The organism is Streptomyces sp. Y7 (assembly GCF_043195415.1).
Taxonomy (GTDB): Bacteria; Actinomycetota; Actinomycetes; order Streptomycetales; family Streptomycetaceae; genus Streptomyces.
This window is the reverse complement of the sequence record NZ_JBIDDQ010000002.1, coordinates 409,895-433,131: the sequence shown is the minus strand read 5'-3', so window position 1 is coordinate 433,131 and position 23,237 is coordinate 409,895. Positions and strand designations below refer to the sequence as shown.

Here is a 23,237-nt window from a genome sequence, read left to right as displayed (position 1 = left end):
CCCCCGGGAGGGTTCATGAGCCGTAACGCCGCACCGCTGGGAGCCAGACCCAGCGACGGACACGACACCGCATCGCCCACGGCCGGCGCACGCACCCCGCAGGGCCGTCCCGCAGGCCGGGCGACAACCCGCGGTGTCGTGCTCGCAGCCGCGGTCGTGCTGATGGCGGGGGTCGGCGCCCCGGCCGGCGCCGCGCCCGGCGATCCGCTGGTCAGCGGTGCCACCGTCAACTCCGGGCACGACGTCGTCGTGGGCATCACGCACGACGTGGTCTTCCCGGTCACGGTCAGCGGGTCGGACGACTCCGGCCTGTCCTTCGTCGATGTGGACCTCAAGGGACCGCACGGCGGCTTCTACACCACCGACGCGTTCTGCGAGAGCACCACGGCCTGCACAACGGTGTTCACCGTCAACGCCCACCCTGCCCCGGGCAGCGACGACCCGGTGGACCTCGCCAACGCCAACGCGGGCCGTTGGACGGTCGACGCCCTGGCCGACGCCCACGACGGCGACTCCGTCTTCGCCCCCGGCGCGGGGTCGTTCAGCCTCAAGCGTGCCGCGCGGCTCACGGTCAACGCGTCACCGGAGCCGGTCACCAAGGGCGGCCGCATCACCGTCAGCGGCAAGCTCGTGCGGGCCAACTGGGACACCTACCGCTACGCGGGATACGCGGGGCAGACCGTGCAGTTGCAGTTCCGCCCGAAGGACAGCAGCACCTACACCACGGTGATCGCGGTGAAGACCAGCAGCACCGGCACCCTGCGCACCACGGTCAAGGCGGTGAAGGACGGCTACTGGCGATGGAACTTCCCCGGCACGACCACCACGGGCCCGGCCAAGGCCGCCGGTGACTACGTCGACGTACGCCCCTGATCCGACCGTGTGAACACGCGATACGTGGTTGGCCTCGCAGACCGGCCGCCAACGACGGCGAACAGTGATCCGGTTCGCCGTCGTGGTCCGGCGGCGCACGACCACGAGCCGCCCTGGTCAGGCGGGTTCGAAGCGGTCGGCGGTGCGCTCGGCGCGTCGGGAGCGGGTGAGGGCGCGCCGGCCGATGGCGACCGCAAGCAGTCCCAACGGGAGTGCGGCGACTGCTCCCACCATCCCGTTGCCGGTGCCAGGGCCTCCGTCGGAGGTGGCCAGGTGCAGTGCCGCGAGGGCCATGCCGGTCAGCCCCACGGCCATGGCCGACACGGCGCCCGTGCGCGCGTTGCCCGTGCTGACGCGGCCTGCGACGCGGGCCAGGGCCAGCAGGCCGAGGACCACGCCGACCAGCCCCACCCCGAGGGCCAGGTTGGCCCCGGTCCGCCCGTCGCCGATGATTCCGCCCTCGGCAGCCACCGTCAGGGCGTCTGCTGTGTTCATACCGCTCTCCTCCTTCTCCTGGTGTCGCGGACGCGAGGTTCCGCCGTGATGTGAGCGTGCCTGCCGACGGTGCCGCCGGTCGTCCGGCGGGCGCGGTCTCTTCCGACTGCCGTCGGCGCGGCAGCCGTCTGCCGCGGAAGCGGCAGGTGGCGGATCCGTACCGCGGCTGCGGTACTCGGCCCCTCGTCCGCGGGCGGGACGCGTCGGCGGTGACGCGCGGCTACTGTGCGCTCATGGACACAACGCGTCTTCGTGTCCCGGCCGGTGTCATGGACTGGGCGGTTGCCGCGAGTGTGGCGGCGCTGATGCTGGGCTCCGGGATTTCCGGGTCGCCCCCGGCCGGTGGCCGCGCGCTGCTCGGCTCCGTGCTGCTGGCGTCCGGCGGTCTGGTGCTGGTCGCGCGCCGCAGGGCTCCGATCGCGGTACTGGGGGTCACGGCTCTGTGCGCCGCGGGGTACGAGGCCACCGGTTTCGAGGTCCTCGCCGTCTCCTACCTGGTCGCGGTGTACGGCGCCGTACGAGCCGGGCACCATGCGCTCACGGTGGCGGTGTCGGTGTCCCTGCTCGTCGTCCTCCCGCTCACTGCCCTGGTCCTCCGTGACGGGCCCGCGCGCGACGCTTTCGCACAGGCCCGAAACGTACTGGAGATCGCGTGGCTGATCGCCGCGTTCGCCGCGGGGGAGGCGCTACGGCAGGCGGAGCGGCGCGCGGAAGAGGCCGAGCTCACCCGGGAGGAGACCGCGAAGCGCCGCGCCGACGAGGAGCGGCTGCACATCGCGCGTGAGCTGCACGACTCCCTCACCCACCAGATCTCGATCATCAAAGTGCAGTCCGAGGTCGCCGTACATGTGGCGCGCAGGCGCGGCGAGCAGGTCCCCGAGACGCTGCTGGCGATCCGGACGGCCGGCCGCGAGGCGACCCGAGAACTGCGCGCGACCCTGGAAGCCCTGCGCGACGACGACACAACCCCGCCGCAGAGCCTTGAGCACGTACCGGAACTCGTCGAGCGCGCCCGTTCGATGGGCCTGGACGCGACGCTGACGATCGAGGGCCGACGACACGACGTGCCGGCCGCGGTGAGCCGGACCGCCTACCGCATCGTCCAGGAGGCGCTGACCAACACGGCCCGGCACGCCGGTGCCACCACCGCGACGGTCCGGATCCGATACCGGCCCGACGCGCTGTCCGTCCAGGTGGACGACGACGGCACGGCCACCCCCGACGTCGCCCCGGCCCCCGGTCTCGGGCTGCTCGGCATGCGCGAACGCGTCACCGCGCTCGGCGGCCGGCTGCGCGCCGCACCACGTACCGGGCACGGCTTCACCGTCCAGGCAGAACTCCCCGTGGAACGAGCATCATGATCCGCGTCCTGCTGGTCGACGATCAGCCACTCATCCGCAGCGGTTTCCGCGCCTTGCTCGACCTCGAGGACGACATCGAGGTGGTCGCCGAAGCCGCCGACGGCGAAGAGGGAGTGGCGCTCGCCCGGGAGCACCTGCCCGATGTCGCGCTCATCGACATCCGGATGCCGGCCATGGACGGAATCGAGGCGACCCGCCACATCGCCGCGGACCCGGCCCTGACCGGTGTGCACGTCGTCATCCTGACCAACTACGGCATGGACGAGTACGTCTTCGAGGGGCTGCGGGCCGGCGCGGCCGGGTTCCTGGTCAAGGACATCGTGCCGGAGGACCTCCTGCACGCCGTACGGGTCGCCGCTCGCGGCGACGCCCTCCTCGCCCCGTCCCTCACCCGCAAACTGATCCACCGGTACATCAACCAGCCCCTCCCCACCGCGACCGACCGCGCGCTCACCGTGCTGACCGACCGCGAACGCGAGGCGGTCAGCCTCGTCGCCCAGGGCCTGTCCAACGACCAGATCGCCGACCGCATGGTGATCAGCCCGATGACCGCCAAGACCCACATCAACCGGGCGATGACCAAACTCCACACCCGTGACCGGGCCCAACTCGTCGTCCTCGCCTACGAGTCCGGCCTGGTCGTGCCGAACAGCCCCTGACGTCGGTCGCCACAGCCGCAGGTACCTGAACGGCGCGCGCCGCCCCGGTCAGGGCCTGTCGGCCGGCTGGAACAGCTCGATGAGGTTGCCTGCCGGGTCGGCGAGCAGGATCTGGCGTCCGCCGGGGCCGGCGACGACCTCGCTGCGGAAGGTGAGTCCGGCGCCGCGCAGCCGTGCGATCTCGGCGTCGAGGTCGTCGTAGGTGAGGTGGATGCGGTTGGCGCCCGCGACGGCCGCCTCCTTCGGTGTGGCGCGGGCGCCCGAGCTCGCCGGGCCCGACAGGAGCAGCCGGAGGCGGCCGCGCACCACGTCGGCGAAGGCGGGGGCGGCGCTGGAGTTCAGCGTGAAGCCGAGGTGGGCGGTGTAGAAGTCGGCCGCCGCCCGCACGTCATCGACGAGGTAGCGGACGCTGACGTATTCGTCGTGGATGGTCATGGCTCGGACCTCGCAACGGTCTCGGGGTTGTTCAGGACCGGAATCAGGTACCTGACACGGGTGTCTATGTCGGCCGCCGCATGCTGAAAGGCCGCGTAGCCGATCGCGCCGCCGGCGGCATCGGCCGCGCCCGGGTCGGCCATGCTCCAGTGGACCCGTCGCGGGCCGAACTCCGGGCAGACCTCGCGCGCCTTGTCGCACAGGGTGACCACGTGGTCGAAGCGGCGTCCGGCCAGGGCGTCCACGTGCTGGGTCCGGGTGCGTCCACCGGAGAGGTCGATGCCGTACGACTCGGCCAGCACCCGGACCGCGTACGGGTGCAGCTGCGGCTTGGGACTCGTGCCCGCACTGGCCGTCGTGACCCGGCCGGCGGTGTGGTGGCGCAGCAGGGCTTCGGCGATCGGCGAGCGGGCGCTGTTGCCGGTGCACACGAAGAGCACCGTCACCCGCGGGGATCGCGCCGGTGCGGGACGACGGGGGAGTGCGGGGGCCTGGCGCAACGCCGGGTGCAGGGCGGCACCGCCGGCCGCCAGAGCCTCCGCGCAACGCTCCAGGTCGAGGCGGTAGTAGCTGTCCCGGCCGTCGAAGTTGCTGCGCCGGGCCGCGACCAGCCCGCCGTCGCGCAGCAGCCGCAGGTGGTACGACACCAGGTTCTGCGGCTCCCCGACACGCTCCACCAGTTCACGCACCCGGTGGTCCCCGTCGGCGAGTGCCGTCAGCAGCCGCCAGCGCAGGGGATGCGCGGCCAGCCGAAGGAACTCGGGCGGCGCGAAGGTCACGTCCCGGGGATCGGATCCCATACATCGAAGGTACGTCAAATCAGATTGATGTATCAATACCTGTCGGTGGGGCGGCGTGGTCCGACGGCCGAGAGGCCGCGGCCTAAGGGGTCGACGGGTCCTCGGCGTGGGACGCGGCCAGCGTGTCCGCTGCCGCCACGGCGAAGTCGCGGATGAGGCGGGACCGGCGGGCCGCCACCCACGCCAGCGCCACGTCGTTGGGGCCGATGCCGTCCACGCGCAGCGGGATCACGTCCGGTCGGGTGTAGAAGTTCGCGGTCGACAGCGGCAGGACGCAGATCCCGGCTCCGGCAGCCACCAGTTCGAGCTTCTCCTCCACCTGGTGGATCACCGGAACGTCGGGGCGTCGCCCGGCCCGCAACTCCAGCGCCACGTCACGCCACTCGGGAACGGCGTCCGGGTCCTGGAGCAGATGCTCGGCGGCGAGGTCCTTGACCGTCACCGACTTCCGGCCGGCCAGGCGATGCCCCACGGGCAGCATGACGACGCGGCGTTCCTGGAAGAGAGGGCGCACATCGAGACCCTGCCGGTCGATGGGCAGCCGCACGATGCCGACGTCGGCCCGACCGTCCAGCAGCACGTCGACCTGGTCGTCCCACGTCGTACGCAGCAGCCGCACCTGCACGCCGGGGTGCTGCGCGGTGAACGCGGTCATGGCCGGGGTGACGGTGATGCCGGGCATGAAGCCGATGGTCAGGGACCGCGTGCCCCGCGCCGCCGCTTTCACCCGGCCGACCAGGGCCTGGGCCGAGGCGAGCAGGGGAACCGCGTCCTCCAGCAACTGCTTTCCCGCGGGAGTCAGCGCAGTGCCGCGGCGGCCGCGGTCGAACACCTCCGCACCGAGCTCTTCCTCCAGGCTGCGGATCTGCCGGGACAGGACCGGCTGGGCGATGTGCAGCCGCTCGGCCGCCCGTCCGAAATGAAGCTCCTCCGCCACCGCCACGAAGTACCGGAGCTTCCGCAGATCAAGATCCACCGGGGCTCACCGCTCACTCTGTCGCCGCCGCATTCCTGGTCAGCCGGCCATCGTGGGAAGCGACCGCCTCGGCGCTCCCGGCAGCCGATCACAAATCTACCGCTCAGCCACGAAAGGCCCCGGCGCGTGATCGACCGTCTCCGTGCAGCTGAGCTCGCTCACCGACGGCCGAGGACGGCCAGCGGGTCGGTGTGGGCGGGAACCCACCCGAGTTCGGCCAGGGCGCGGCGCGGGGTGAACTGCTGGTCCAGGGCGAAGGCGTCGGCGATCGGACCCATCCGCTCACGAGCCTGCTCCAGGCTGATCGACACGACCTTGCCGTCGAGCCCCACGGCCCGGCTGAGGGCGAGCGCGCACTCCTTCGCGGTGGGGTTCACACCTCCCACCCCGACATACACCGCGCCCGGCGCGGCTTTCAGTGACGCCACGTACAGCTCGGCGATGTCGTCGATGTGGACGAGCGGCCAGTGGTTCTCCCCGTCCCCGATGCAGGGGACGGCGCCCGCGTCCTTGCCGGGGTCGGTGTAGAAGAGGTCGATCAGACGGTTCTCGCCGCCGTACAGCAGACCGGGCCGTACCAGCACGGGCCTGCCGCCCTGTTCTGCGCGCTGGAGGACGGCTGTCTCGACGGGCCTGCGCCAGGCGACCAGGGCGGGCGGATTCCAGGGGGCGGTCTCGTCGGCCACACCCTGGGTGTCGCCGTGGACCCAGGTGCCGCCCGTGTGCACGTAGGGGCCGGTGCCGATGCCGTCCTGCAGGGCGGTGGCGGCCGCCAGGTCCTCGTCACCGGTCGCGGCCTGCGCCAGGTGTACGACGGCCTCCGCACGGGCGGCGGCCGTGTTCAGGACGTCCAGGTCGGCCAGTCCGCCGAGTACGGGAGCCGCTCCGAGGGCCCCGACCGTCTCGGCGGCCCGGTCATTGCGCGCCAGTGCCTCCACGGTGTGCCCGTGCCGGAGCAGCGCGCTGATCGTCGCCTTGCCGATGTATCCGGATCCGCCGGTGAGGAAGACCCTCATGATCTTGGCTCCTGCCTGTCGGTGGCTTGCCTTGCCCTCACAGCCTCCGCCCGGCGACGAGCCGGCGTCCAAGACCTCTTCCGGCGTCTGTGATACCCGTTGGGCATCACGTGGGGCGGCCCAAGACGCAGCAGGAACGGTCCTTGGGGGAGTCCGCCGAGGTCGCATGACGTAGATCACGTCAAGGCGCGGCCCGATCTTGGAATGCGCGGTTTCCCGTCGCTGCTGCACTGTTCATGGGCTCGCCCTGTGTGGGGGCGCGCTGGGCAACGGTGCTCGACGCGGCCGGCTGAGGTGGGTTTCCGCACGACCTCGGCCTTCTCTGCTCCCTCGTCCCCGTACCGCTGTCTTTCGAAAGGTTCTCCCGCACCATGCCTCTGGCTCTGTTGGCCCTGGCTGTCGTCGCCTTCGGCATCGGCACGACCGAGTTCGCCACGATGGGGCTGCTGCCCCAGATCGCCGACGGGGTCGGGGTGTCGGTACCCCAGGCCGGCAACCTCGTGTCGGCCTACGCGCTCGGTGTCGTCGTCGGTGCCCCGGTGCTGACCGGCATCGGTGCACGCATCCCGCACAAGAAGCTGCTGCTGCTGTTGTCCGGCCTGTTCGTGATCGGCAACATCGCCTCCGCGTTCGCCCCGAACTTCGGCCTGCTGTTCGCCGCACGCTTCCTCGCGGGGCTGCCGCACGGCGCGCTGTTCGGCGTCGGCGCCGTCGTCGCGTCCCGGCTGGTCGCCCCCGACCGGGCCGCGCGCGCCGTGTCGAGGATGTTCCTGGGCCTGACGGTCGCGAACATCATCGGTGTCCCGGCCGGCACCGCGCTCGGCCAGCAGCTCGGCTGGCGGTCCGCCTACGGCGCCGTGGCCGTCATCGGGCTCGTCGCGCTGGCCGCGCTGGCCGCGTTCGTTCCCCACCAGCCGCGCGGACAGCAGGCCGGCATCCGCCACGAGGTGCGCGCCATGCGCAACCGGCAGGTCGTGATCGGCCTGGCCACGGCGGTGGTCGGGTTCGGCGGCTTCTTCGCCGTCTACAGCTACCTCGTGCCGATGCTGACGAACCTGACGGGTATCTCCGACACCTCCACGACTCTGGTCCTCGCGCTGTACGGCGTGGGCATGACGGCCGGCACGCTGATCGCCGGCCCCCTCACCGACCGCGCCCTGCGCCCCACCCTGTACGCGGGACTCGCCCTGCTCGCGGCCGGGCTGGTGACGTTCTACTTCACCGTCCACAGCACCGTTCCGGCCCTGCTCACGATCACTTTCATCGGCGCGATGGGTGCCCTCATCACCACCCCCGTCCAGATGCTGCTCATGGCGAAGGCCAGGAACGCCCCGACGATGGCCGCGGCCTCCAACCACTCCGCCTTCAACCTGGCCAACGCCGGTGGCGCCTGGCTCGGCGGCCTGGCCATCTCCGCGGGCTGGGGCTGGGCCTCACCGAACCTCGTCGGCGCGGCGCTGGCCGTGGCGGGTCTCGGCCTGGCCTTCATGGGCGGCCTCATGGACCGGGGCGGCCGAGGCTCCGAGAGCTCCGAAGTGATCACGTCGTCCACCGCGGCGACCCCGACGGAGGCGGCGCCCACCACGTCGGCGCCCTGAGGCAGCAGGTGGCCTGAGACAGCAGGTGGCCTGAAGCAGGAGGTGGCCTGTGCGAGACACACAGGCCACCCGGTCGCTCGTGCTCATGCGCAGTCGTCCCTCACCGGGTCACGCGGCGGGGAAGTTGTCCTGCGACATGATCCGCTCGCGGATCCAGACTCCGGCGGGTTTCAGCGGCGAGGTGCCGGTCCAGGGGCCGGACCTGTCGCATGTGCCGGTCTTGAAGACTGCTCCGGAGCGGTTGTCGTCGGAGAAGTTCCAGTTCGTCCAGCTGATCTTCTTGGCGGCCATGAGGTCGAGGTAGCGCTGCGACATGGCGAAGTTGTTGCTGCCCTCACCGGCGTAGTTCTGGGTGCCGAACTCCGTGACGAACACCGGGAGTTTGTCGGCTGCCCGGGAGAGCGTCGCCAGGTACTCGTCGCGGTGCGAGTACGCGTAGAAGTGGAAGGTGTACATGATGTTGGACCCCCTGACCGGGTTGTTCACCACCTCCGACTCGTCGGCACCCTCGGACACCCCGAACGAGGACCACGCGCGTGTTCCGACCAGCACGGGAGCATCGGAGTCGATGGAGCGGATGGTCGGGATGATCTGTTCCGCGTAGCTCTTGATCCGCGACCAGCTCACGCCGCTGGGCTCGTTCGCGATCTCGTAGAGGATGTTGTTCTTGTCCTTGTTGCGGTTGGCGATGTCGGTGAAGAACTGCCGGGCCTTGCTCAGATTGGCGTGGGGGTCGCCCGGGGTGAGCATGTGCCAGTCGACGATCACGTACATGCCGCGGTCGGTCGCCTGCTGGATGAGGGAGTTCGCGAGGTTGGTGAAGTGCTGGGGGTTCGTCTCGTAGCCGCCCTCCTGGACGTAGGTCGAGACGCGCAGGACGTCCGCCTTCCAGTCGGTGGCCAGGGCGTTGAGCGAACCGCTGGTCAGGCAGTGCGGGTACCACTGGGTGCCATGGGTGCTCATGCCCCGTAACTGGATCGGGTTCCCGCGGCTGTTGCACAGCTTGGTGCCGCAGACCTTGAGCTGCCCGTTGGCGGAGACCGGCGTGGCGGCGGCCCGTTGGCCGGTGCCGGTCGCAAAGGCCGAGCCGGTCGGGACGACGCTGAGGAGGAGCAACAGGACGCTGCCGAGCGCGGCACCCAGCGCACCTCGCCGCAGTGGCAGAGAGAATGCCCTCATATGAACCTCGTTCACGTGAGTGATTGATAGGAAACTTTCCTAATGGAGGAAAGCAGAGCCTTCTGAGGGCTTCAAGAGTCCGGTAGCCATCCACATCCCCTACGGCATTCACAGAGGCCGGGTCATGTATGTGACCGGAATGGGGTGCGGAGTCGGCGCGAGCGCATGTGTTCCGCTTTGTCCTCTGGCCAACGCGCGTAGACCGCGGGCACCATGCTTCCCGCACCACCTGCACAGCCACCCTCACGAAGCCTGGCCCACCGCAGGAAGGTCCCCCGCATGAAGGTCACCAAGGCCTTGAAGCTCCGCTCGGTCCTGACCGCTCTCGCCCTCGTGGTCGCCCCCGGTGCCGTCGTCGTCGGCACGGCCGGCGACGCGTTCGCCGTCACCAAGATCAGTCACGCCACCGCGACGTCCATGTTCCAGCAGGTCGGCATCACCTGGTCGTCGTCCGGGAACTGCTCGAACCGCAACAACTCCACCTGTACGTCGTTCGAGCAGCTCAACCTGGCCACCGCCCAGGGCGCACAGACGCTCAAGCGCGCCAGCGGCTGCGCCCTGAACATCACCGGCGGCACCGAGACCGGGCACGCCTCCGGCACGTACTCGCACTGGAACGGCTACAAGCTCGACTACAGCAAGTACACCTGCATCGGGAACTACATCAAGAACAACTTCACCTACATCGGCCTGCGCGGCGACGGGGCTCCCCAGTGGCGTTCCGGCTCGGGCAACATCTACGCCGACGAGGGCAACCACTGGGACGTCCTCTACTACAACTGCGGCGGCTGCTGAACCCCGCTCCGCACGGCACTGCGAAGTCTGAGTCTTCTTCCGGCAGTTCTCCGGGGCTGCCGGAAGATTCCGTTTCCGCCCGGCGGGCGCCGTCCTGCGTCAGGCTCTGGACCTGGCGGGTCGCTGCCCCTGGGAATGGTCGGCCACCAGCGGAAGGTCGCCCAGCGACAGCGCGCTGGGCGCCGGCAGAGCCCCGAGCGCGGATTCGGCACGGAACGACTGGAGCAGGTACGCCACCAGCCGCCGGGACGCCGCACGGTCGTCCGGCAGCGCGGTCACCAGACCGCAGTGGGACAGCAGGGCCACGACGAGGTCGGAGGGGTGGAAGTCGGCGCGCAGCGCGCCCGCCGCCTGAGCCCTGCGGACCAGGGTCCTGAAGTCCCGCTCGGCCCGCTCCCGCACCCGCGCGTGTTCCCCTGAGCTGTCCGGGAAGGCCGACACGAACGCGGCCGGGAAGCCCCGTTCCTCCCGCTGCAGTTCACAGACCGTCTCGATCAGCCGCTGGAAGCCCCGCCACGGATCCGGGTCCGCCAGCGCCTCGGTGAGCGCCCGGGCACATGTGTCCATCTGCCGTGCGAACGCGGATCGCACCAGGTCGTCCCGGGTCGGGAAATGCCGGTACAGAGTCGCCACGCCGACCCCGGCCCGGCGGGCCACCGTCGCCATCGGGGCGTCGATCCCGTGGTCGGCGAAGACCGCGCGGGCGGCGACCAGGACGCGCTCCCTGTTACGCCGGGCGTCCGCCCGCAGCCCGTCCGAGCCCGTGATCCGAGAGGATTCCGCCATCACTGTGTCTCGCTTCCCGTCCAAACGGACGATCTCGTCCACTTGGCAGCCTACGGTCCGTCTCAGAACCCCGCAGGCACCCGGCGAGAAGGACGACCGATGGACGGCGACACGATGAAGGCAGTGCTGTTCGACCGCTACGGCACCCCCGACGTGCTCTACCTGGGCCGGGTGCCACGCCCCGAACCGGCTCCCGGCGAGGTCCTGGTGCGGGTGCGCGCGTTCAGCGTGAACGGCGGCGAACTGTCAGCCCGTGCCGGCCGTGTCCGTCTCCTGACCGGCCGGAGGTTCCCCCAGCGCGTGGGACTCGACCTCACCGGCGAAGTAGCCGCGCTGGGCGCCGGAACGACGGACTTCGCCGTCGGTGACCTCGTCTGGGGCGTCCTGGGACGTACCAGCGGGTTCGGCAGCGCCGCGGAATACGTGAGCGTGCCCGTCAAGCGGCTCGGCCTCGTTCCTCCCGGGCTGGACCTGGTGGACGCCGCCGCACTGCCCGTCGCCACCACGGCCCTCACCGCGCTGCGGGACAAGGCCCGGCTGCGCCCCGGCGAGCGGCTCCTCGTGCGGGGCGCGGCGGGCGGCGTCGGCAACGCCGCAGTCCAGCTCGGACAGGCGTACGGCGCCGAGGTCACGGCTCTCGCCCGCGCCGCCAATCTCGGCTTCGTGCGCGACCTCGGTGCCCACCACGCCGTCGACCACCGGACCGCGTCCCCGGCGGAGCTGGGCCGGTTCGACGTACTCCTCGACACGGCGGGCACCGACCTGCGGACCCTCCGCGGGCTGCTCAGGCCCGGCGGCCGCATGGTCACCATCGCCTTCGACGTGACCAGGCCCGCCGCCTCGCTGGGCTACATCGCGGCGAGCGCCGTCCACGGGCGGAGCCGGGTGCGCTTCTTCAGCGGCAACCCCGAACGCCCGCTCCTCGACGACCTCGCCCACCACGTCACGGAGGGGAAACTGCGCCCGTCGGTGGACACGGTCTTCCCCCTGGAGGAGACAGCGGCGGCCCACGGGGCGCTGGAGGCGGGCGGAGTCCGGGGGAAGTACGTCGTCAGGGTCGACTAGGGCATGGCCGCGGCCGTCAAAGCCTCCAGGGCGCTCGCCTGGGTGCGCCAGTCCGACGGGTTGGGAGTGGTGCCGGACCAGCGCTGGCCCAGGCGGTTCAGAGAGTCCCGGTCGTTGGTCCAGATCGCGTCGGCCTGTCGGTCGGCGTACGCCCGGTAGGCGGCGGATCCGGTGGCCTCCGCCAGGTCCGCCAGGTTGCGCATGAAGATGCCCTTGAACTGTTTCTGGTTGTCGTCGCAGGAGTTGGTCGCGATGTCGCACGACTCGGTGAGGATCCCGTCGCGCGTGAGCACGGGGGAGGAGATCGCGGCGTCGGCCAGGCGTACGGCGGTCTCCAGGTAGCGGCCGCTGCCGGTGGACCGCCACAGCTGCGTGAAGGCGCCGATGGCCAGGCCCTGGTTGTAACTCCACACCGTCTGGCCGTTGTTGGCGCAGCCCGCGGTCAGTCCGTCGTTGACCAGACCCGCCGAGTTGATCATCCCGCTGGCGAGGTACCAGTCCGCCGCCCCGGCCGCCCGGCCGCCCCACACCGTGTCGCCGCCGACGCGCTGGTGCAGAGCGGTGGCGAGCCACAGGTACAGCCCGTTGGTCACGGCGTTCTTGTACGTGCGCTCCCGGTCCCACCACACACCGCCACCGCAGGTGCCCGGATCCCAGAACCCGTGGACGTAGTCGCTGATGGTGACCGCCTCGTCCAGATACCGGCGCTCGCCGGTGTAGTCGTACGCCCTGACCCAGGCCATCGCCCACCAGGCCGCGTCATCGACGGCGCGGCTGATGAAATGGCCCTCGATCGGGTCCGTGCTGCGGACGCCCGCCGGGAAGACACCACGGTTCTGCTCGAAGGTGCGGGCGATCACCCAGTCGTAGTCGTGCCGCCCGGTCCGCTCGGCGAAGTCGACCAGCGACGTGAGCGCGACGGCCGAGTTCCACCAACTGCTGTGCCACCAGCCCTCGTTGGTCTGGTACGACGCCATCAACGCGTCCGCTGCGGCCCGTTCCCGCGTCGGTGCGGGCCGCGCCCATGCCGTGCAGCTCCCCTCCTGATGAGCCGCCTCGCGGCCGCAGGCCCGGACCGCTCCGCCGTACAGCAGACCCCGCGGGTCCCGGGTGGCGAACATCGCGGTCCTGGTCGAGGACGCCCCCGACGGCACGCTTCTGCGGCCGAGGGAGGAGCCCTCGGGCCAGCTCGCGCCGGCGTCCCAGGAACGGTCCAGCCAGATCTCGTCGCCCGCGCCGCCGCTCTCGGTCGCGCCCCAGGCCATGCCGTTGCGCTGGTCGACGTGCAGGCTGATCGTGCGGCCGAAGAGCGTGGTGGAGGGCACCGGGGTGTCGTCGCCGGACGCGGTGGCGGGATCGGCGCCGTCGCAGGACGTTCCGTCGCAGACCCTCGGGTACACCCAGTCGGTGCAGGTGACGGCACCGGCGTCGCCGCAGGCACGGATCCAGCCGCGCCGGTGACCGACCGGGTCGGAGACGTTGTACATCAGCGTGCGGGTGCCGGTCCAGGTGTCGGGGACGCTCGCCTTGCCGAGGAGCGGCTCCCAGGTGGCGCCACGGTCCCAGGAACGGTCGAGCCAGACCGAGTCACCGCGCACACCGTTGTCGATGCTCGCCCAGGCCATGTTGTCGGGGTCGGAGACATGCAGGCGCAGGACGCGACCGTTGATGTTCCCGTCCGGCACCGGGAACGTCTCCTGCCGTGCCTTCGAGGGGTCCAGGGTGTCGCACGCCAGCGCGCAGACCGCCGGCGCCGCGTGGGAGGGGGTGGGCAGGGCGACCAGCCCGGCCAGGGCCAGTGCCAGGACCAGGAGGCCGGTCCAGATGCGATGTCCGCGTGCTGACATGACGACGTACCGCCCTTTCTCCGTCAGGGTCGGTGGGGGTGAGGAGGAGCCGAGGGTGCTTCGACCGGAAGCTGCGACTACGGCGCCGCGTTGAGCAGGTCGAGGGCGCTTTGCTGCCGCGCCGCGTCCACCTTGTCGAGCGGACCCGACCAGCGCAGTCCGTACTGATCGAGGGCGTTGCGGTCGCTCGTGTGGGCACGGTCCGCCTGGCGACGGAGGTAGGCGGTGTAGGGATGGTGGGGCAACGCGGCGTTGAGTCGGCCCAGGCCCCGCACGTGCGCGCCCTTGAAGGACGGCCCGTCGGCGCCGCAGTCACCCCCCTCGCACGGGTCGCGCAGGATGCCCTCGGCGGTGTGCAGGGCGGAGGCCGTGGTGGCGGCGTCGCCGATCTGCCGTGCCCGGTCGAGCAGCGCGGCATCCCCCGTGGCCCGGTGCAGCTCGGTGAGGGCGCCGAGCAGGACCCCTTGGTTGTACGACCAGACCGGCTGGCCGTTGTTGCGGCAAGTGCCCAGGTCGATACCGTCGTTGACGAGATGCGAGCCGTTGATCATTCCGGTGCCCTGGAACCAGGACCAACCGGCACGCGCCCGCTCCCGGTACGCGGTGTCGCCCGGGATCCGGTTGTGCAGGGCCGCGTTGAGGTGGATGTAGAGGGAGTTGGCTATGGCGTTCTTGTAGGTCTTCGCCGTGCTCCACCACACGCCGCCGCCACAGGTGCCGTCCCAGTACGCCGCCATGTGGTCGGCGTCGGCGCGGGCGGTGGCGAGGTAGCGGCTGTCGCCGGTCAGGTCGTAGGCGGCGACCCAGGCCAGCCCCCACCATCCGGTGTCGTCGATGTAGTCGTTGCGGAACTGCCCGCCCTGCGCCTGGAGATTGAGGTCGTAGGTCCGGGAGATCGCGTACGAGTAACTGCCCATCCCCGACACGCGGACGTTGTCGATGATCGCGGTGAGGGCGTTCGCGGAGTTCCACCATCCGGTGGTGTCGAACAGGCCGGTCGCGTTGTCGTAGAGGCTCATCAGGCCCGTGGCAGCGGCGGTGCGTCGGTCGCCCGCGTTCCAGGTGGTGCGGGCCCACGGCGTACAGGCGATCTCGGTACGATCGCCCGCTTTGCCGCAGGCGCGCAACGCGCCGACGCCGCGGTTGTTCCAGTCGTCCACGTTGTACATGAGCGTGCGCCAACCCCGTTGACCGGCGGGAACGGTGGTGTCTCCGAGCTTGCTGCCCGAGCTCCAGGTGCGGCCGCCGTCGAAGGAGCGGTCGAGCCACACCTCGTCGCCCGGGTTGCCGTTGGTGAGGGACGCCCAGCCCATCGCGTCGGCGTCGTCGAAGTGCAGCGCGATCGACCGTCCGTGGACGGTGGCCGATACCGGGGTGCGGTCGCCGGGGGAGAGGGCGGGGTCCCGGGCGTCGCAGTACTTGTTGCAGATGGTCGCCGCGGCCGTGACCGTGCCGGCGGCGGAGGCCGGCGGCGAGGCGGCACCCGCGAGGAGCACGAGGGCGATCGCTGCGGCCGACCGTCCGGCGGTGGGGGGATTCGGTCTGCGGAATCTTCGTGCGGGAGCCATGGGGCCTCCCTGTCAGGGCGCCGCCCCCACGCTGCGCCGGGGCCTGCGAACGCCGGCCGAGGCGACAGCCCGGGGACATGCTGTGAGTGAAAGAGAGCGCTCTCGGAAGGTAATGACGGGACGACGGGTCGTCAACGGTGCGGGGGATGCGAGCGGTCCCCAAGTGGAGGCGGGGCGTGGCGAGTTCGGGAGGTGCTGGTGCGCAGAGGGTTTACAGCCTCATTCCATCGATGTAAAAGGCTTCTACCGAAGCTCTGCGCCCGTGCGTAGGGCTGCGAGTCGTTGGACAACGTTGTCTTTCGACTGTCGGCCCCCGATCCCCGACGGAGGTCCTCATGACTGTCAGACCGACCGGGTCCGTCGCCCGAGCCTTGGCCGCGTTGCTCACCGGCGGACTGCTGGCGCTGCTCTCGCCCACTCCCGCCGTTGCCCTCCCCGCGTACTCGACCGCCGAGGCGGGGAACCCCTTCGTCGACGGCTGGTACGCGGACCCCGACATCGCGATCTACGACGGCAAGTACTGGGTCTTCCCCACCGCGTCGAAGGCGTACGCCGAACAGACCCACCTCGACGCGTTCTCCTCGACGGACCTGATCCACTGGACCAAGCACAGCAACGTCCTGACGACGGCGAACGTCTCCTGGGCCAAGTACGCGGTATGGGCGCCTGCACCCGTCGAACGCGGCGGCAGGTACTACCTGTACTTCGCGGCGAACGACATCCAGGACAACTCCCAACTCGGCGGCATCGGCGTCGCCGTCGCCGACCGCCCCGAGGGGCCCTACGAGGACGCCCTCGGCAAACCGTTGATCTCCCAGTTCCACAACGGGGCCCAGCCCATCGACCAGGACGTCTTCATCGACGACGACGGCCAGGCGTACATGTACTACGGAGGCTGGCACCACGCCAACGTCGTCAAGCTCAACCCGGACATGACCAGCCTGGGGACCTTCGAGGACGGTTCGACCTACAAGGAGATCACCCCGGAGAACTACACCGAGGGCTCCTACATGTTCAAGCGGAACGGCACGTACTACCTGATGTGGTCGGAGGGCGGCTGGACCGGACCCGACTACTCGGTGTCGTACGCCATGTCCGACTCGCCGACCGGCCCCTTCGTCAAGATCGACAAGGTGCTCGCCCAGGACCCGGCGGTCGCCAAGGGCTCGGGACACAACTCCGTCGTCAACGTGCCGGGCACCGACATCTGGTACATCGTCTACCACCGCCGTCCGCTCAGCGAGAGCGACGGCAACCATCGTCAACTGGCCTACGACCGCATGTACTTCAACCCCGACGGCACCATCCGGCGCATCGCGATGCAGGTGAAGGACAACTTCGCCGACGGCAACGCCCTGGGCTGGAAGACCTACGGCGGCACGTGGTCGGTCGCAGGCGGTCGGTACCGCGTGGGACGGGACCTCGGAGGCAAGGCGCTCCTCGACACCGACTTCGCGGACTTCACGTACGACGCGGACGTCACCGTGACGTCCGGCGGTGGAGACGCCGGGCTCGTGTTCCGGGTGAAGGAGCCCTCGGTCGGCTGGGACGACTACTCGGGCTACTACGCCGGTATCAGCCCGAGCGGCAAGGTGGTTCTCGGCCGGGCGAACGGCTCCTGGACCGAACTGGGGGCCGCCCGCACGCCTGTCGTACCCGGTTCGACGCACCGGATCCGTGTCACCGCGGTCGGAGCATCGATCAAGGTATTCGTCGACGACATGACGACGCCGAAGATCTCCGCCGAGGACGGCACCTTCCCGAGCGGGGCGAACGGGGTCCGCGTCTTCGACTCCGCCGCCGCCTTCGACAACGTGGCCATCGGCCCCGCCCGTTGAGGTGAGCGGCGCCGTCCGGCGAGAGAGCGACGGATGTCTCGAAGGGCGCAGGAGCCGCCGTGTCTCTCGCCGGCCGCGGGAGCGGGCGAGAGCACGGACGCTCGCATGTCAGTGGCCCGTGGCACGATCGCGGCATGACAGCAGTTGACGCGCGGCTCATCCACGAGACGGCCGCGAAGCATGGCGTTCCCGGCTCCGTCGCAGAGGAGTTGCTGCTCCGGAGCAGGCCCTGCATCCACCTGGTGCCGTACGACGAGGTCCCGGCTTCGCTCCGCGAGAGGACCCGGCCGGCCGCACGGACGGGCGGGCTCCCCGCGTTGCCGGAAGGGGCGGACTGGCCCGACGGGAGGGAGCCGCTGATACTGAGCGTCGACTGCGCGGCGCTGCCCCGAGAGGTGCTGGACATCGAACTTCCCGCCGACGGGCACCTGTTGTTCTTCAGCGACATCGAGTACCCGCCGGACTCATCGGCGGTGCTCCACGTCCCGGCCGGAACGCCGACGACGGAGCACCCCGGGACGTACGAGTCCGACGGTGAGTCCGTACGGGTCAGGGCCTATGAACCCCGCACCCTGTACCCCGTGGTCGGACTGACCCTCGGCGAAGACTGGCGCGACGCCCCGCGAACGGCAGCCTTCGCGAGGGGCGACGGCCACGACGACATACTGGACGGATTCGAGGAGGACCTGCTGGAAGCGGCGTCCGGCGGCACCCGCCCCGGCGTCTGTGTGCAGCTCGGCGGCTTCTCCGACCCGTGGGACATGGCACCGGACACGGACGGTCTGGTGCTCTTCGCCCAGATGGCGGGGCAGGCGATCGACTACGAGGTGTTCACCCTGAACCTGATCGTGGGCATCCGCGAGGACATCGCCGCCCGACGGTACGCCGACCTCCGGTACGAGCAGCAGTGCTGAGCGGCCTCTGACTCAGGGGCCCCGCGCTCGGCGCCCGTACCGGACCCGGGCCCCTCAAGGCGCGGGCCGGCGCGGTCGGCTGCCCGCTTGTCCCGACACTCCCGCCTGCGTGGCCAGCACCTGCCGCCGGGCCTGTTCGACCGCCTGCGTCAGGGCTGCCGCGTCGTAGGCACCCTTGTGGCGCCGTCCGTTGATGAAGAACGTGGGTGTACCCGACACCCCGCTCAAGTCCGCGGAGTCGACGTCCTCCGCGACACGCCGGGCGCCCCGGCCCCGCTCCATGTCGTCGCGGAACCGCGCCACGTCCAGACCGAGTTCCCGCGCGTACCGCAGCAGGTCCTCCCCGCCGAGCGCATCCTGCCGCGCGAGAAGCAAATCGTGCATCTCCCAGAACTTCCCCTGCCGCGCAGCCGCTTCCGACGCCTCCGCCGCGAGTTCCGCCTCGGGGTGCACGTCCGACAGCGGCAGGTGCCGCCACACGAAGCGGACGTCGGAGTCGGTGCCCAGCAGTTCCCGTACGGCCGGCTCGGCCTGCCCGCAGTACGGGCACTCGAAGTCGCCGTACTCCACCACCGTGACGGCCGCCTTCTCGGGCCCGCGGATGCGGTCGTGGCGCACGTCCACGGCCACCGCCAGATCCGTCAGCGCGTCGGTCGTGCCCAGCAGCGCCCGCGCCCGGCGGGCCTCCGGCAGCAGTCCGACGACACCCGAGACGGCCCAGCTGAGCACGAACGCGGCGACCAGGGTGGCGAGGATGCCGATCCGTGCCTGGTCCAGTTCCTCGCCCTCGAAGGCGTGGGAGGCGATCAACAAGGAGACGGTGAACGCCGCTCCGGCGATGGCCCCGCCCGCGGTGACCGATCCCCAGCCCACGTTGGGGCGCAGGCGACCGCCCGTCAGGAACTGCGCGCCCGCCATGGAACCCACGATCCCGATCACTTTGCCCGCCGCACAGCCGACCAGGATGCCCAACGTGATGGGCGAGGTGAACGCTTCCTCGAGCTTGGCGCCACTCAGCTCGATGCCCGCGTTGGCCAGCGCGAACAGCGGCACGATGCCGTAGCTCACCCAGGGCAGGAACTTCTGCTCCAGGCGCTCGTTGGGGGAGATCGCCGCCGCGAGACCCCGTACGGCGGAGCGTTGCAGCTCGGGCGTGGGCTGCTCGCGGAAGAGGCGGAACAGCTGGCTCGCCCGCTCCAGGTCGCCCCGCGGCGCCGGATAGGCGACCACCAGCGCTCCGACGGCCAGACCGGTCACCACGGGGTCGACGCCGGCCTCGTACAGCGCGATCCACACCACCACGGACAGCACGGCGCAGTAGACGCCCTTGCGGATACCGGCCAGCCGCAGCACACCGATGAGCAGCAGCCCGCCCAGCGCCACCAGCAGCGCCGGCACATGGATGCCCTCGCTGTAGAAGACCGCGATCACCAGCAGCGCGAGGAGATCGTCGACCACGGAGATCGACAGCATGAAAGCGCGCAGGGAGGCCGGCAGCCGTGAGCCGAACACCGCCAGGATGCCCAGGGCGAAGGCGGTGTCGGTCGACATCGCCGTACCCCAGCCGTGCACCGAGTCATGACCGGCGTTGATGGCGACGTAGATCGCCGCGGGCACGACCATGCTGCCCAGTCCCGCCACGGCGCTGAGCAGCACCCAGCGGCGGTCCCGCAGTTCCCCCATGTCGAACTCGCGCCGCGCCTCCAGACCGACCACGAAGAAGAACAGACTCATCAGCCCCGCGTTGATCCACTCGTGCAGGTCGAGGGAGAGATGGCGGGTGTCGAAGCCGATGGTGAAGTGCGCTCCCCACACCGCTTCGTAGGAGTGCGCGTCGATGTTGGCCCACAGCAGGGCCGCGGCCACGGCGGCCAGCAGCAGAGTGGCGCTGCCCGTCTCGGTCTGCACGAAGGTCCGCCAGTGCGCCCGGGTCTGGCTGGACAGCGCCTGACTCGCCTCGCTGGGATAGTCGCTGCTCACGTGGCCAATTATCGCCATCGGCCCACGGCAGGCCCGCAGGCAGCCTGCCGCCACCGCTGTTCACCCCTGACAGCCCACCCGGACGGCAGAGGACGATCCCGCGCCGCACGAGCACATGGCGAACCGCCGGCCGGCCCCGGGGGCGACGCGTACGCCCCCGGGGCCTCCCGCCGCTGCGGGATCAGACGTGGATCAGGGGAACTGCGTGACCTTGGACGGCACGGTGTCCGTCCCTGACGTCGGGGCTCCCGTGTCGTTGATGACGTGGCGGTACTGACCCTTGCCGCCGAGGGAGATCACCATCAGGTGGCGCATCTTGATGCCGGGCTTCACCGGCACCTGGAAGCCGTGGTGCTGGACGATGGTGTCGTCCGAGGTGTAGTTGCAGTAGCTTCCGAGCGCCCACGCCTCGTGTTCGTTCACCGTGTCGGCGACCTTGTAGGCCGCGTATCCCACGATGCCGTCATGGGTGATGGCGGCCTCGTTCGGGGCGTCGTAGGCCTTCTCGTTCTGGAAGAAGATCGTCCGTCCGCGCTCTCCGCTCCACAGGACGTCGTACTTGTTGAAGTGCTCGACGAACAGGCCGGTGGTGAGGACGTCGTCGCCGTTGACGCGCAGCCCGTAGTCGGCCCTGTTGGTGTCCCAGCCGACGCCCTCGCCGTGGTCGGCGCGCCAGATCCAGGTGTGGTCGATGAGTACGTCGTCGCTGTTGACGACCACCGAGTTGGTGGCGAGCCCCGGGCCCGCGCCGCCGATGCGGACGAACACGTCCTGCATGGTGGTGGGGTTGGCGGAGTGGTCGGCGGACGCGCCGGGCTCGCCGATCCGCAGGAGCGTGTCCGAGTTGACCGGACCGGCGTCGATCAGGAAACCGGCGAGCCGTACGCCGTCGACGTCCGCCACGTGCAGGGCGTCGATGCCCCCGTCGGGGATGATCGTGGCCAGCCCCAGGCCGAGGACCACGGTGTTGGCGCGGTCGACCTCGATGGTCTGGTCGATGTGGTACACGCCGGGTGTGAACAGCAGGTTGAGGCCCTGGTCGAGGGCCGCGTTGATGGTGGCGGCCGTCGCGCCGGGCTTGACCACGTAGAACTGGTCCAACGGCAGGGACGAGCCCCCGGCGTTGGCCGGCCAGGACACGCCTCGCGCGTTGGTGCGCTTGCCGGGTACGAAGACCTTGTAGGTGCTGCCGTCCAGATAGAGGAACGGCTTCTCCCGGGAGATGGGTGTGGTGTCGAACGTGGTGTACGGCCCGGTGGCGAAGTTGGTCGCGGGCGCGCCCTCCACACCGGTGAACGTCATGTTCCACACGCCGTTGGTCCAGCCGCCGACGGAGCTGTCGCGGGTGTACCACTGCTGCTGGCTGTACGGGCCGACGGTGCCGTCGATCTTCGAGTCGGCGATGTATCCGCCGGAGGCCCAGCCGTAGCCGTTGGGTGCGAGGTTGAGCCCGCCCTTGACGTGGATCCGCCGGAACGGCGCCGCCTGGGCGACCGCCCACCGGTCGGTGCCGTTGACGGGGCTGATGGCCAGGTTCTCGGCCGACCGCCAGAAGTTCTGGGTGGCGTTCCCGTTGAACCAGCCCGCGTCGACGGTGATGTCACCGTTGATCTGGACGTCGTCGGGGTTGAGGCCGAGGCCCGAGACGGAGGTGTAGAAGCCCAGTTGGGCGTTGAGGTTGTTGTAGGTGCCCGGCTTCAGCAGGAACTGGTAGCGGCCGCTGCCGAACTGGCTTGCCTCCTGCTGCGCGAAGACCTGGTCGAACTTCTGCTGGAGGTTCGGTGTGGAGGGATCGACGACGATGACGTTCGGGCCCAGGTCACCGCCGCCCTCGATGGGACCGGTGCCGCCGGACTCGGTGTGCACGGCGACCTCCCACAGCGAGTATCCGTAGCCGGTGGCGCGGGCCGTGCCCAGGATGCGTACGTAGCGGCCCGAGCCGTCGACCTCGTAGGAGGCCCGGCCGCCGGTCGCGTCGGTGACCTCCTTGAGGGTGCTCCAGTCCTGTCCGTTGTCGGAGGTCTGGATGCGGAAGGTCCTGGCGTAGGCGGCCTCCCAGTTCAGGTCGACCTTGCACAGGTCGCGCACCGATCCCAGGTCGACCTGCACCCACTGCGGGTCCGAGGCCTGGCTCGACCAGCGGGTGCCGGCGTCACCGTCGAACGCGGCCGAGGCGGGAGTGCCCGCGTTCTCGACCGAGGAGGCGGACGAGGGCTTGCCGCGGGCGGCGTCGGCGGAGTCGCAGGAGGCGGGCTGGGTGCCGCCGGTGGTGCCGAAGACCTGGAACTCCCACAGGGAGTAGCCCCAAGGCGTCGCCCGGCTGAGTCCCTGCATCCGCACATAGCGGGCTTGCCCCGAGACGTCCACGGAGTCGGTGCCGCCGTCGCCGCCCGTCACGGTCTTGGCGTCGTTCCAACTGGCGCCGTCCTGGGAGAGCTGGATCTTGTAGTCCTTGCCGTAGGCGGCTTCCCAGTCCAGATCGACCCGGGTGACGGAGGCCGTGGCGCCCAGGTCCACCTGCAGCCACTGGTTGTCGCTCGCGGCCGAGGACCACCTGGTGCCCCGGTCACCGTCCACGGCGTTGGCAGCGGCCGTGGCGGCGTTCTCGTTCGAGGAGGACGTGACGCTCTTGCCTTGGGACAGCGGCGTTTCGGCTGCCGCCGCCGGTCCTTGGGAGGGGAGGGTGACCAGCGCCGCGGTGGCGATCAGCGAGACACCCAGCGCTCTGCGTCTGAGGCGTCCGGCGTCTTTCATGAGTCTCATGCGTCAGCTTTCTGCGGGAGCGGTGCGGGATTCGGACGAGCCTGCTTCCTGCAGCGCGAGCGATACGCCGCGACGGAGCCGCGGCGAACCGCGTCGCTTGTGTGCCAAGGCATGCCGGAGGGGGCAACACAGCAGTACAGCAACTTAGTTCACGATGTGATTTAAGTGGGGACCGTAATCTCCGGGCAACCCCTCGGACGCGGGTTTGTCGGCCGGATGCCCACGGGCGCTCTCATGGCGCCGCTGGAGCCGATGCTTCAGGGGCGCAGCGAACGGAACGGGGCCCTAG

At 70.4% G+C, this 23,237-nt stretch carries 19 protein-coding genes; 8 read left to right on the top strand and 11 right to left on the bottom strand.

The genetic code is table 11. The features are described 5' to 3' along the window. Window positions 1-15 precede the first annotated feature (15 nt). The gene (locus ACGFW6_RS07895; RefSeq protein WP_393505793.1) at window positions 16-873 is read left to right on the top strand and encodes a calcium-binding protein; all 858 of its coding nucleotides are present in this window, start codon (window positions 16-18) and stop codon (window positions 871-873) included. Between the two features lie 117 nt (window positions 874-990). Here the strand turns inward: ACGFW6_RS07895 and ACGFW6_RS07890 are convergent, their stop codons facing one another. After that, complete coding sequence (locus ACGFW6_RS07890) at window positions 991-1,368, bottom strand: DUF6223 family protein (RefSeq protein WP_393505790.1); 378 nt, start codon at window positions 1,366-1,368, stop codon at window positions 991-993. Window positions 1,369-1,601: 233 nt separating this feature from the next. Between ACGFW6_RS07890 and ACGFW6_RS07885 the strand changes: the two genes are divergently transcribed. Together ACGFW6_RS07885 and ACGFW6_RS07880 are read left to right on the top strand one after the other, a co-directional pair. Then, complete coding sequence (locus ACGFW6_RS07885; RefSeq protein WP_393505788.1) at window positions 1,602-2,729, top strand: sensor histidine kinase; 1,128 nt, start codon at window positions 1,602-1,604, stop codon at window positions 2,727-2,729. Then, on the top strand, window positions 2,726-3,388 hold the full coding sequence (locus tag ACGFW6_RS07880) for a response regulator (protein ID WP_393505785.1): 663 nt from the start codon (window positions 2,726-2,728) through the stop codon (window positions 3,386-3,388). Before ACGFW6_RS07885 ends, ACGFW6_RS07880 begins: the two co-directional genes overlap by 4 nt. Before the next feature lie 48 nt (window positions 3,389-3,436). Here ACGFW6_RS07880 and ACGFW6_RS07875 read toward each other — a convergent pair whose 3' ends face one another. The 4 genes from ACGFW6_RS07875 to ACGFW6_RS07860 all read right to left on the bottom strand — a co-directional run bounded on the left by ACGFW6_RS07875 (window position 3,437) and on the right by ACGFW6_RS07860 (window position 6,615). Next, on the bottom strand, window positions 3,437-3,823 hold the full coding sequence (locus ACGFW6_RS07875; protein ID WP_393505783.1) for a VOC family protein: 387 nt from the start codon (window positions 3,821-3,823) through the stop codon (window positions 3,437-3,439). Continuing rightward, window positions 3,820-4,623, bottom strand: a complete 804-nt coding sequence (locus ACGFW6_RS07870) for a metalloregulator ArsR/SmtB family transcription factor (RefSeq protein ID WP_393505781.1) — start codon at window positions 4,621-4,623, stop codon at window positions 3,820-3,822. The genes ACGFW6_RS07875 and ACGFW6_RS07870 overlap by 4 nt, the downstream gene beginning before the upstream one ends. 82 nt (window positions 4,624-4,705) lie before the next feature. Next, the gene (locus tag ACGFW6_RS07865) at window positions 4,706-5,599 is read right to left on the bottom strand and encodes a LysR family transcriptional regulator (protein ID WP_393505778.1); all 894 of its coding nucleotides are present in this window, start codon (window positions 5,597-5,599) and stop codon (window positions 4,706-4,708) included. A gap of 158 nt (window positions 5,600-5,757) precedes the next feature. Further along, the gene (locus ACGFW6_RS07860; protein ID WP_393505776.1) at window positions 5,758-6,615 is read right to left on the bottom strand and encodes an NAD-dependent epimerase/dehydratase family protein; all 858 of its coding nucleotides are present in this window, start codon (window positions 6,613-6,615) and stop codon (window positions 5,758-5,760) included. Between the two features lie 371 nt (window positions 6,616-6,986). Between ACGFW6_RS07860 and ACGFW6_RS07855 the strand changes: the two genes are divergently transcribed. Beyond that, window positions 6,987-8,213 carry an MFS transporter gene (locus tag ACGFW6_RS07855; protein ID WP_393505774.1) on the top strand — a complete coding sequence of 409 codons (1,227 nt, stop codon included), beginning with the start codon at window positions 6,987-6,989 and terminating at the stop codon, window positions 8,211-8,213. A gap of 108 nt (window positions 8,214-8,321) precedes the next feature. On the opposite strand, the gene ACGFW6_RS07850 is transcribed toward ACGFW6_RS07855, so the two are convergent. Beyond that, window positions 8,322-9,392, bottom strand: a complete 1,071-nt coding sequence (locus ACGFW6_RS07850; RefSeq protein ID WP_393505772.1) for a glycoside hydrolase family 5 protein — start codon at window positions 9,390-9,392, stop codon at window positions 8,322-8,324. Window positions 9,393-9,671: 279 nt separating this feature from the next. Between ACGFW6_RS07850 and ACGFW6_RS07845 the strand changes: the two genes are divergently transcribed. Beyond that, window positions 9,672-10,187: a hypothetical protein gene (locus ACGFW6_RS07845; protein WP_393505770.1), complete on the top strand. Its 516-nt coding sequence runs from the start codon at window positions 9,672-9,674 to the stop codon at window positions 10,185-10,187. Window positions 10,188-10,286: 99 nt separating this feature from the next. Here the strand turns inward: ACGFW6_RS07845 and ACGFW6_RS07840 are convergent, their stop codons facing one another. Then, entirely contained in the window at window positions 10,287-10,973 is a 687-nt protein-coding gene (locus tag ACGFW6_RS07840) for a TetR/AcrR family transcriptional regulator (RefSeq protein WP_393505768.1), read from the bottom strand. A gap of 99 nt (window positions 10,974-11,072) precedes the next feature. Between ACGFW6_RS07840 and ACGFW6_RS07835 the strand changes: the two genes are divergently transcribed. After that, entirely contained in the window at window positions 11,073-12,038 is a 966-nt protein-coding gene (locus tag ACGFW6_RS07835; RefSeq protein ID WP_393505766.1) for an NAD(P)-dependent alcohol dehydrogenase, read from the top strand. Here ACGFW6_RS07835 and ACGFW6_RS07830 read toward each other — a convergent pair. Beyond that, the gene (locus tag ACGFW6_RS07830; RefSeq protein ID WP_393505764.1) at window positions 12,035-13,885 is read right to left on the bottom strand and encodes a glycoside hydrolase family 76 protein; all 1,851 of its coding nucleotides are present in this window, start codon (window positions 13,883-13,885) and stop codon (window positions 12,035-12,037) included. The genes ACGFW6_RS07835 and ACGFW6_RS07830 overlap by 4 nt on opposite strands. 77 nt (window positions 13,886-13,962) lie before the next feature. Further along, on the bottom strand, window positions 13,963-15,453 hold the full coding sequence (locus ACGFW6_RS07825; protein WP_393505762.1) for a glycoside hydrolase family 76 protein: 1,491 nt from the start codon (window positions 15,451-15,453) through the stop codon (window positions 13,963-13,965). Window positions 15,454-15,788: 335 nt separating this feature from the next. Between ACGFW6_RS07825 and ACGFW6_RS07820 the strand changes: the two genes are divergently transcribed. Both ACGFW6_RS07820 and ACGFW6_RS07815 read left to right on the top strand, forming a co-directional pair. After that, window positions 15,789-17,291: a glycoside hydrolase family 43 protein gene (locus ACGFW6_RS07820; protein WP_393505760.1), complete on the top strand. Its 1,503-nt coding sequence runs from the start codon at window positions 15,789-15,791 to the stop codon at window positions 17,289-17,291. A gap of 134 nt (window positions 17,292-17,425) precedes the next feature. Beyond that, window positions 17,426-18,205 (top strand): DUF1963 domain-containing protein, encoded by a 780-nt coding sequence (locus ACGFW6_RS07815; protein ID WP_393505758.1) that lies wholly within the window; start codon window positions 17,426-17,428, stop codon window positions 18,203-18,205. 54 nt (window positions 18,206-18,259) lie between these two features. Here the strand turns inward: ACGFW6_RS07815 and ACGFW6_RS07810 are convergent, their stop codons facing one another. Continuing rightward, window positions 18,260-20,203 (bottom strand): Na+/H+ antiporter NhaA, encoded by a 1,944-nt coding sequence (locus ACGFW6_RS07810; RefSeq protein WP_393505756.1) that lies wholly within the window; start codon window positions 20,201-20,203, stop codon window positions 18,260-18,262. 174 nt (window positions 20,204-20,377) lie between these two features. Then, window positions 20,378-22,948, bottom strand: coding sequence for a discoidin domain-containing protein (locus ACGFW6_RS07805; RefSeq protein WP_393505755.1), 2,571 nt, complete (start codon window positions 22,946-22,948; stop codon window positions 20,378-20,380). Window positions 22,949-23,237: the final 289 nt, after the last annotated feature.

What these genes read in the sequence shown, in the direction of transcription:
- ACGFW6_RS07895 (WP_393505793.1), top strand. Translation starts at nt 16, where the DNA reads ATGAGCCGTAACGCCGCACCGCTGGGAGCCAGACCCAGCGACGGACAC.
- ACGFW6_RS07890 (WP_393505790.1), bottom strand. Translation starts at nt 1,368, where the DNA reads ATGAACACAGCAGACGCCCTGACGGTGGCTGCCGAGGGCGGAATCATC.
- ACGFW6_RS07885 (WP_393505788.1), top strand. Translation starts at nt 1,602, where the DNA reads ATGGACACAACGCGTCTTCGTGTCCCGGCCGGTGTCATGGACTGGGCG.
- ACGFW6_RS07880 (WP_393505785.1), top strand. Translation starts at nt 2,726, where the DNA reads ATGATCCGCGTCCTGCTGGTCGACGATCAGCCACTCATCCGCAGCGGT.
- ACGFW6_RS07875 (WP_393505783.1), bottom strand. Translation starts at nt 3,823, where the DNA reads ATGACCATCCACGACGAATACGTCAGCGTCCGCTACCTCGTCGATGAC.
- ACGFW6_RS07870 (WP_393505781.1), bottom strand. Translation starts at nt 4,623, where the DNA reads ATGGGATCCGATCCCCGGGACGTGACCTTCGCGCCGCCCGAGTTCCTT.
- ACGFW6_RS07860 (WP_393505776.1), bottom strand. Translation starts at nt 6,615, where the DNA reads ATGAGGGTCTTCCTCACCGGCGGATCCGGATACATCGGCAAGGCGACG.
- ACGFW6_RS07855 (WP_393505774.1), top strand. Translation starts at nt 6,987, where the DNA reads ATGCCTCTGGCTCTGTTGGCCCTGGCTGTCGTCGCCTTCGGCATCGGC.
- ACGFW6_RS07850 (WP_393505772.1), bottom strand. Translation starts at nt 9,392, where the DNA reads ATGAGGGCATTCTCTCTGCCACTGCGGCGAGGTGCGCTGGGTGCCGCG.
- ACGFW6_RS07845 (WP_393505770.1), top strand. Translation starts at nt 9,672, where the DNA reads ATGAAGGTCACCAAGGCCTTGAAGCTCCGCTCGGTCCTGACCGCTCTC.
- ACGFW6_RS07840 (WP_393505768.1), bottom strand. Translation starts at nt 10,973, where the DNA reads ATGGCGGAATCCTCTCGGATCACGGGCTCGGACGGGCTGCGGGCGGAC.
- ACGFW6_RS07835 (WP_393505766.1), top strand. Translation starts at nt 11,073, where the DNA reads ATGGACGGCGACACGATGAAGGCAGTGCTGTTCGACCGCTACGGCACC.
- ACGFW6_RS07830 (WP_393505764.1), bottom strand. Translation starts at nt 13,885, where the DNA reads ATGTCAGCACGCGGACATCGCATCTGGACCGGCCTCCTGGTCCTGGCA.
- ACGFW6_RS07825 (WP_393505762.1), bottom strand. Translation starts at nt 15,453, where the DNA reads ATGGCTCCCGCACGAAGATTCCGCAGACCGAATCCCCCCACCGCCGGA.
- ACGFW6_RS07820 (WP_393505760.1), top strand. Translation starts at nt 15,789, where the DNA reads ATGACTGTCAGACCGACCGGGTCCGTCGCCCGAGCCTTGGCCGCGTTG.
- ACGFW6_RS07815 (WP_393505758.1), top strand. Translation starts at nt 17,426, where the DNA reads ATGACAGCAGTTGACGCGCGGCTCATCCACGAGACGGCCGCGAAGCAT.
- ACGFW6_RS07810 (WP_393505756.1), bottom strand. Translation starts at nt 20,203, where the DNA reads ATGGCGATAATTGGCCACGTGAGCAGCGACTATCCCAGCGAGGCGAGT.
- ACGFW6_RS07805 (WP_393505755.1), bottom strand. Translation starts at nt 22,948, where the DNA reads ATGAGACTCATGAAAGACGCCGGACGCCTCAGACGCAGAGCGCTGGGT.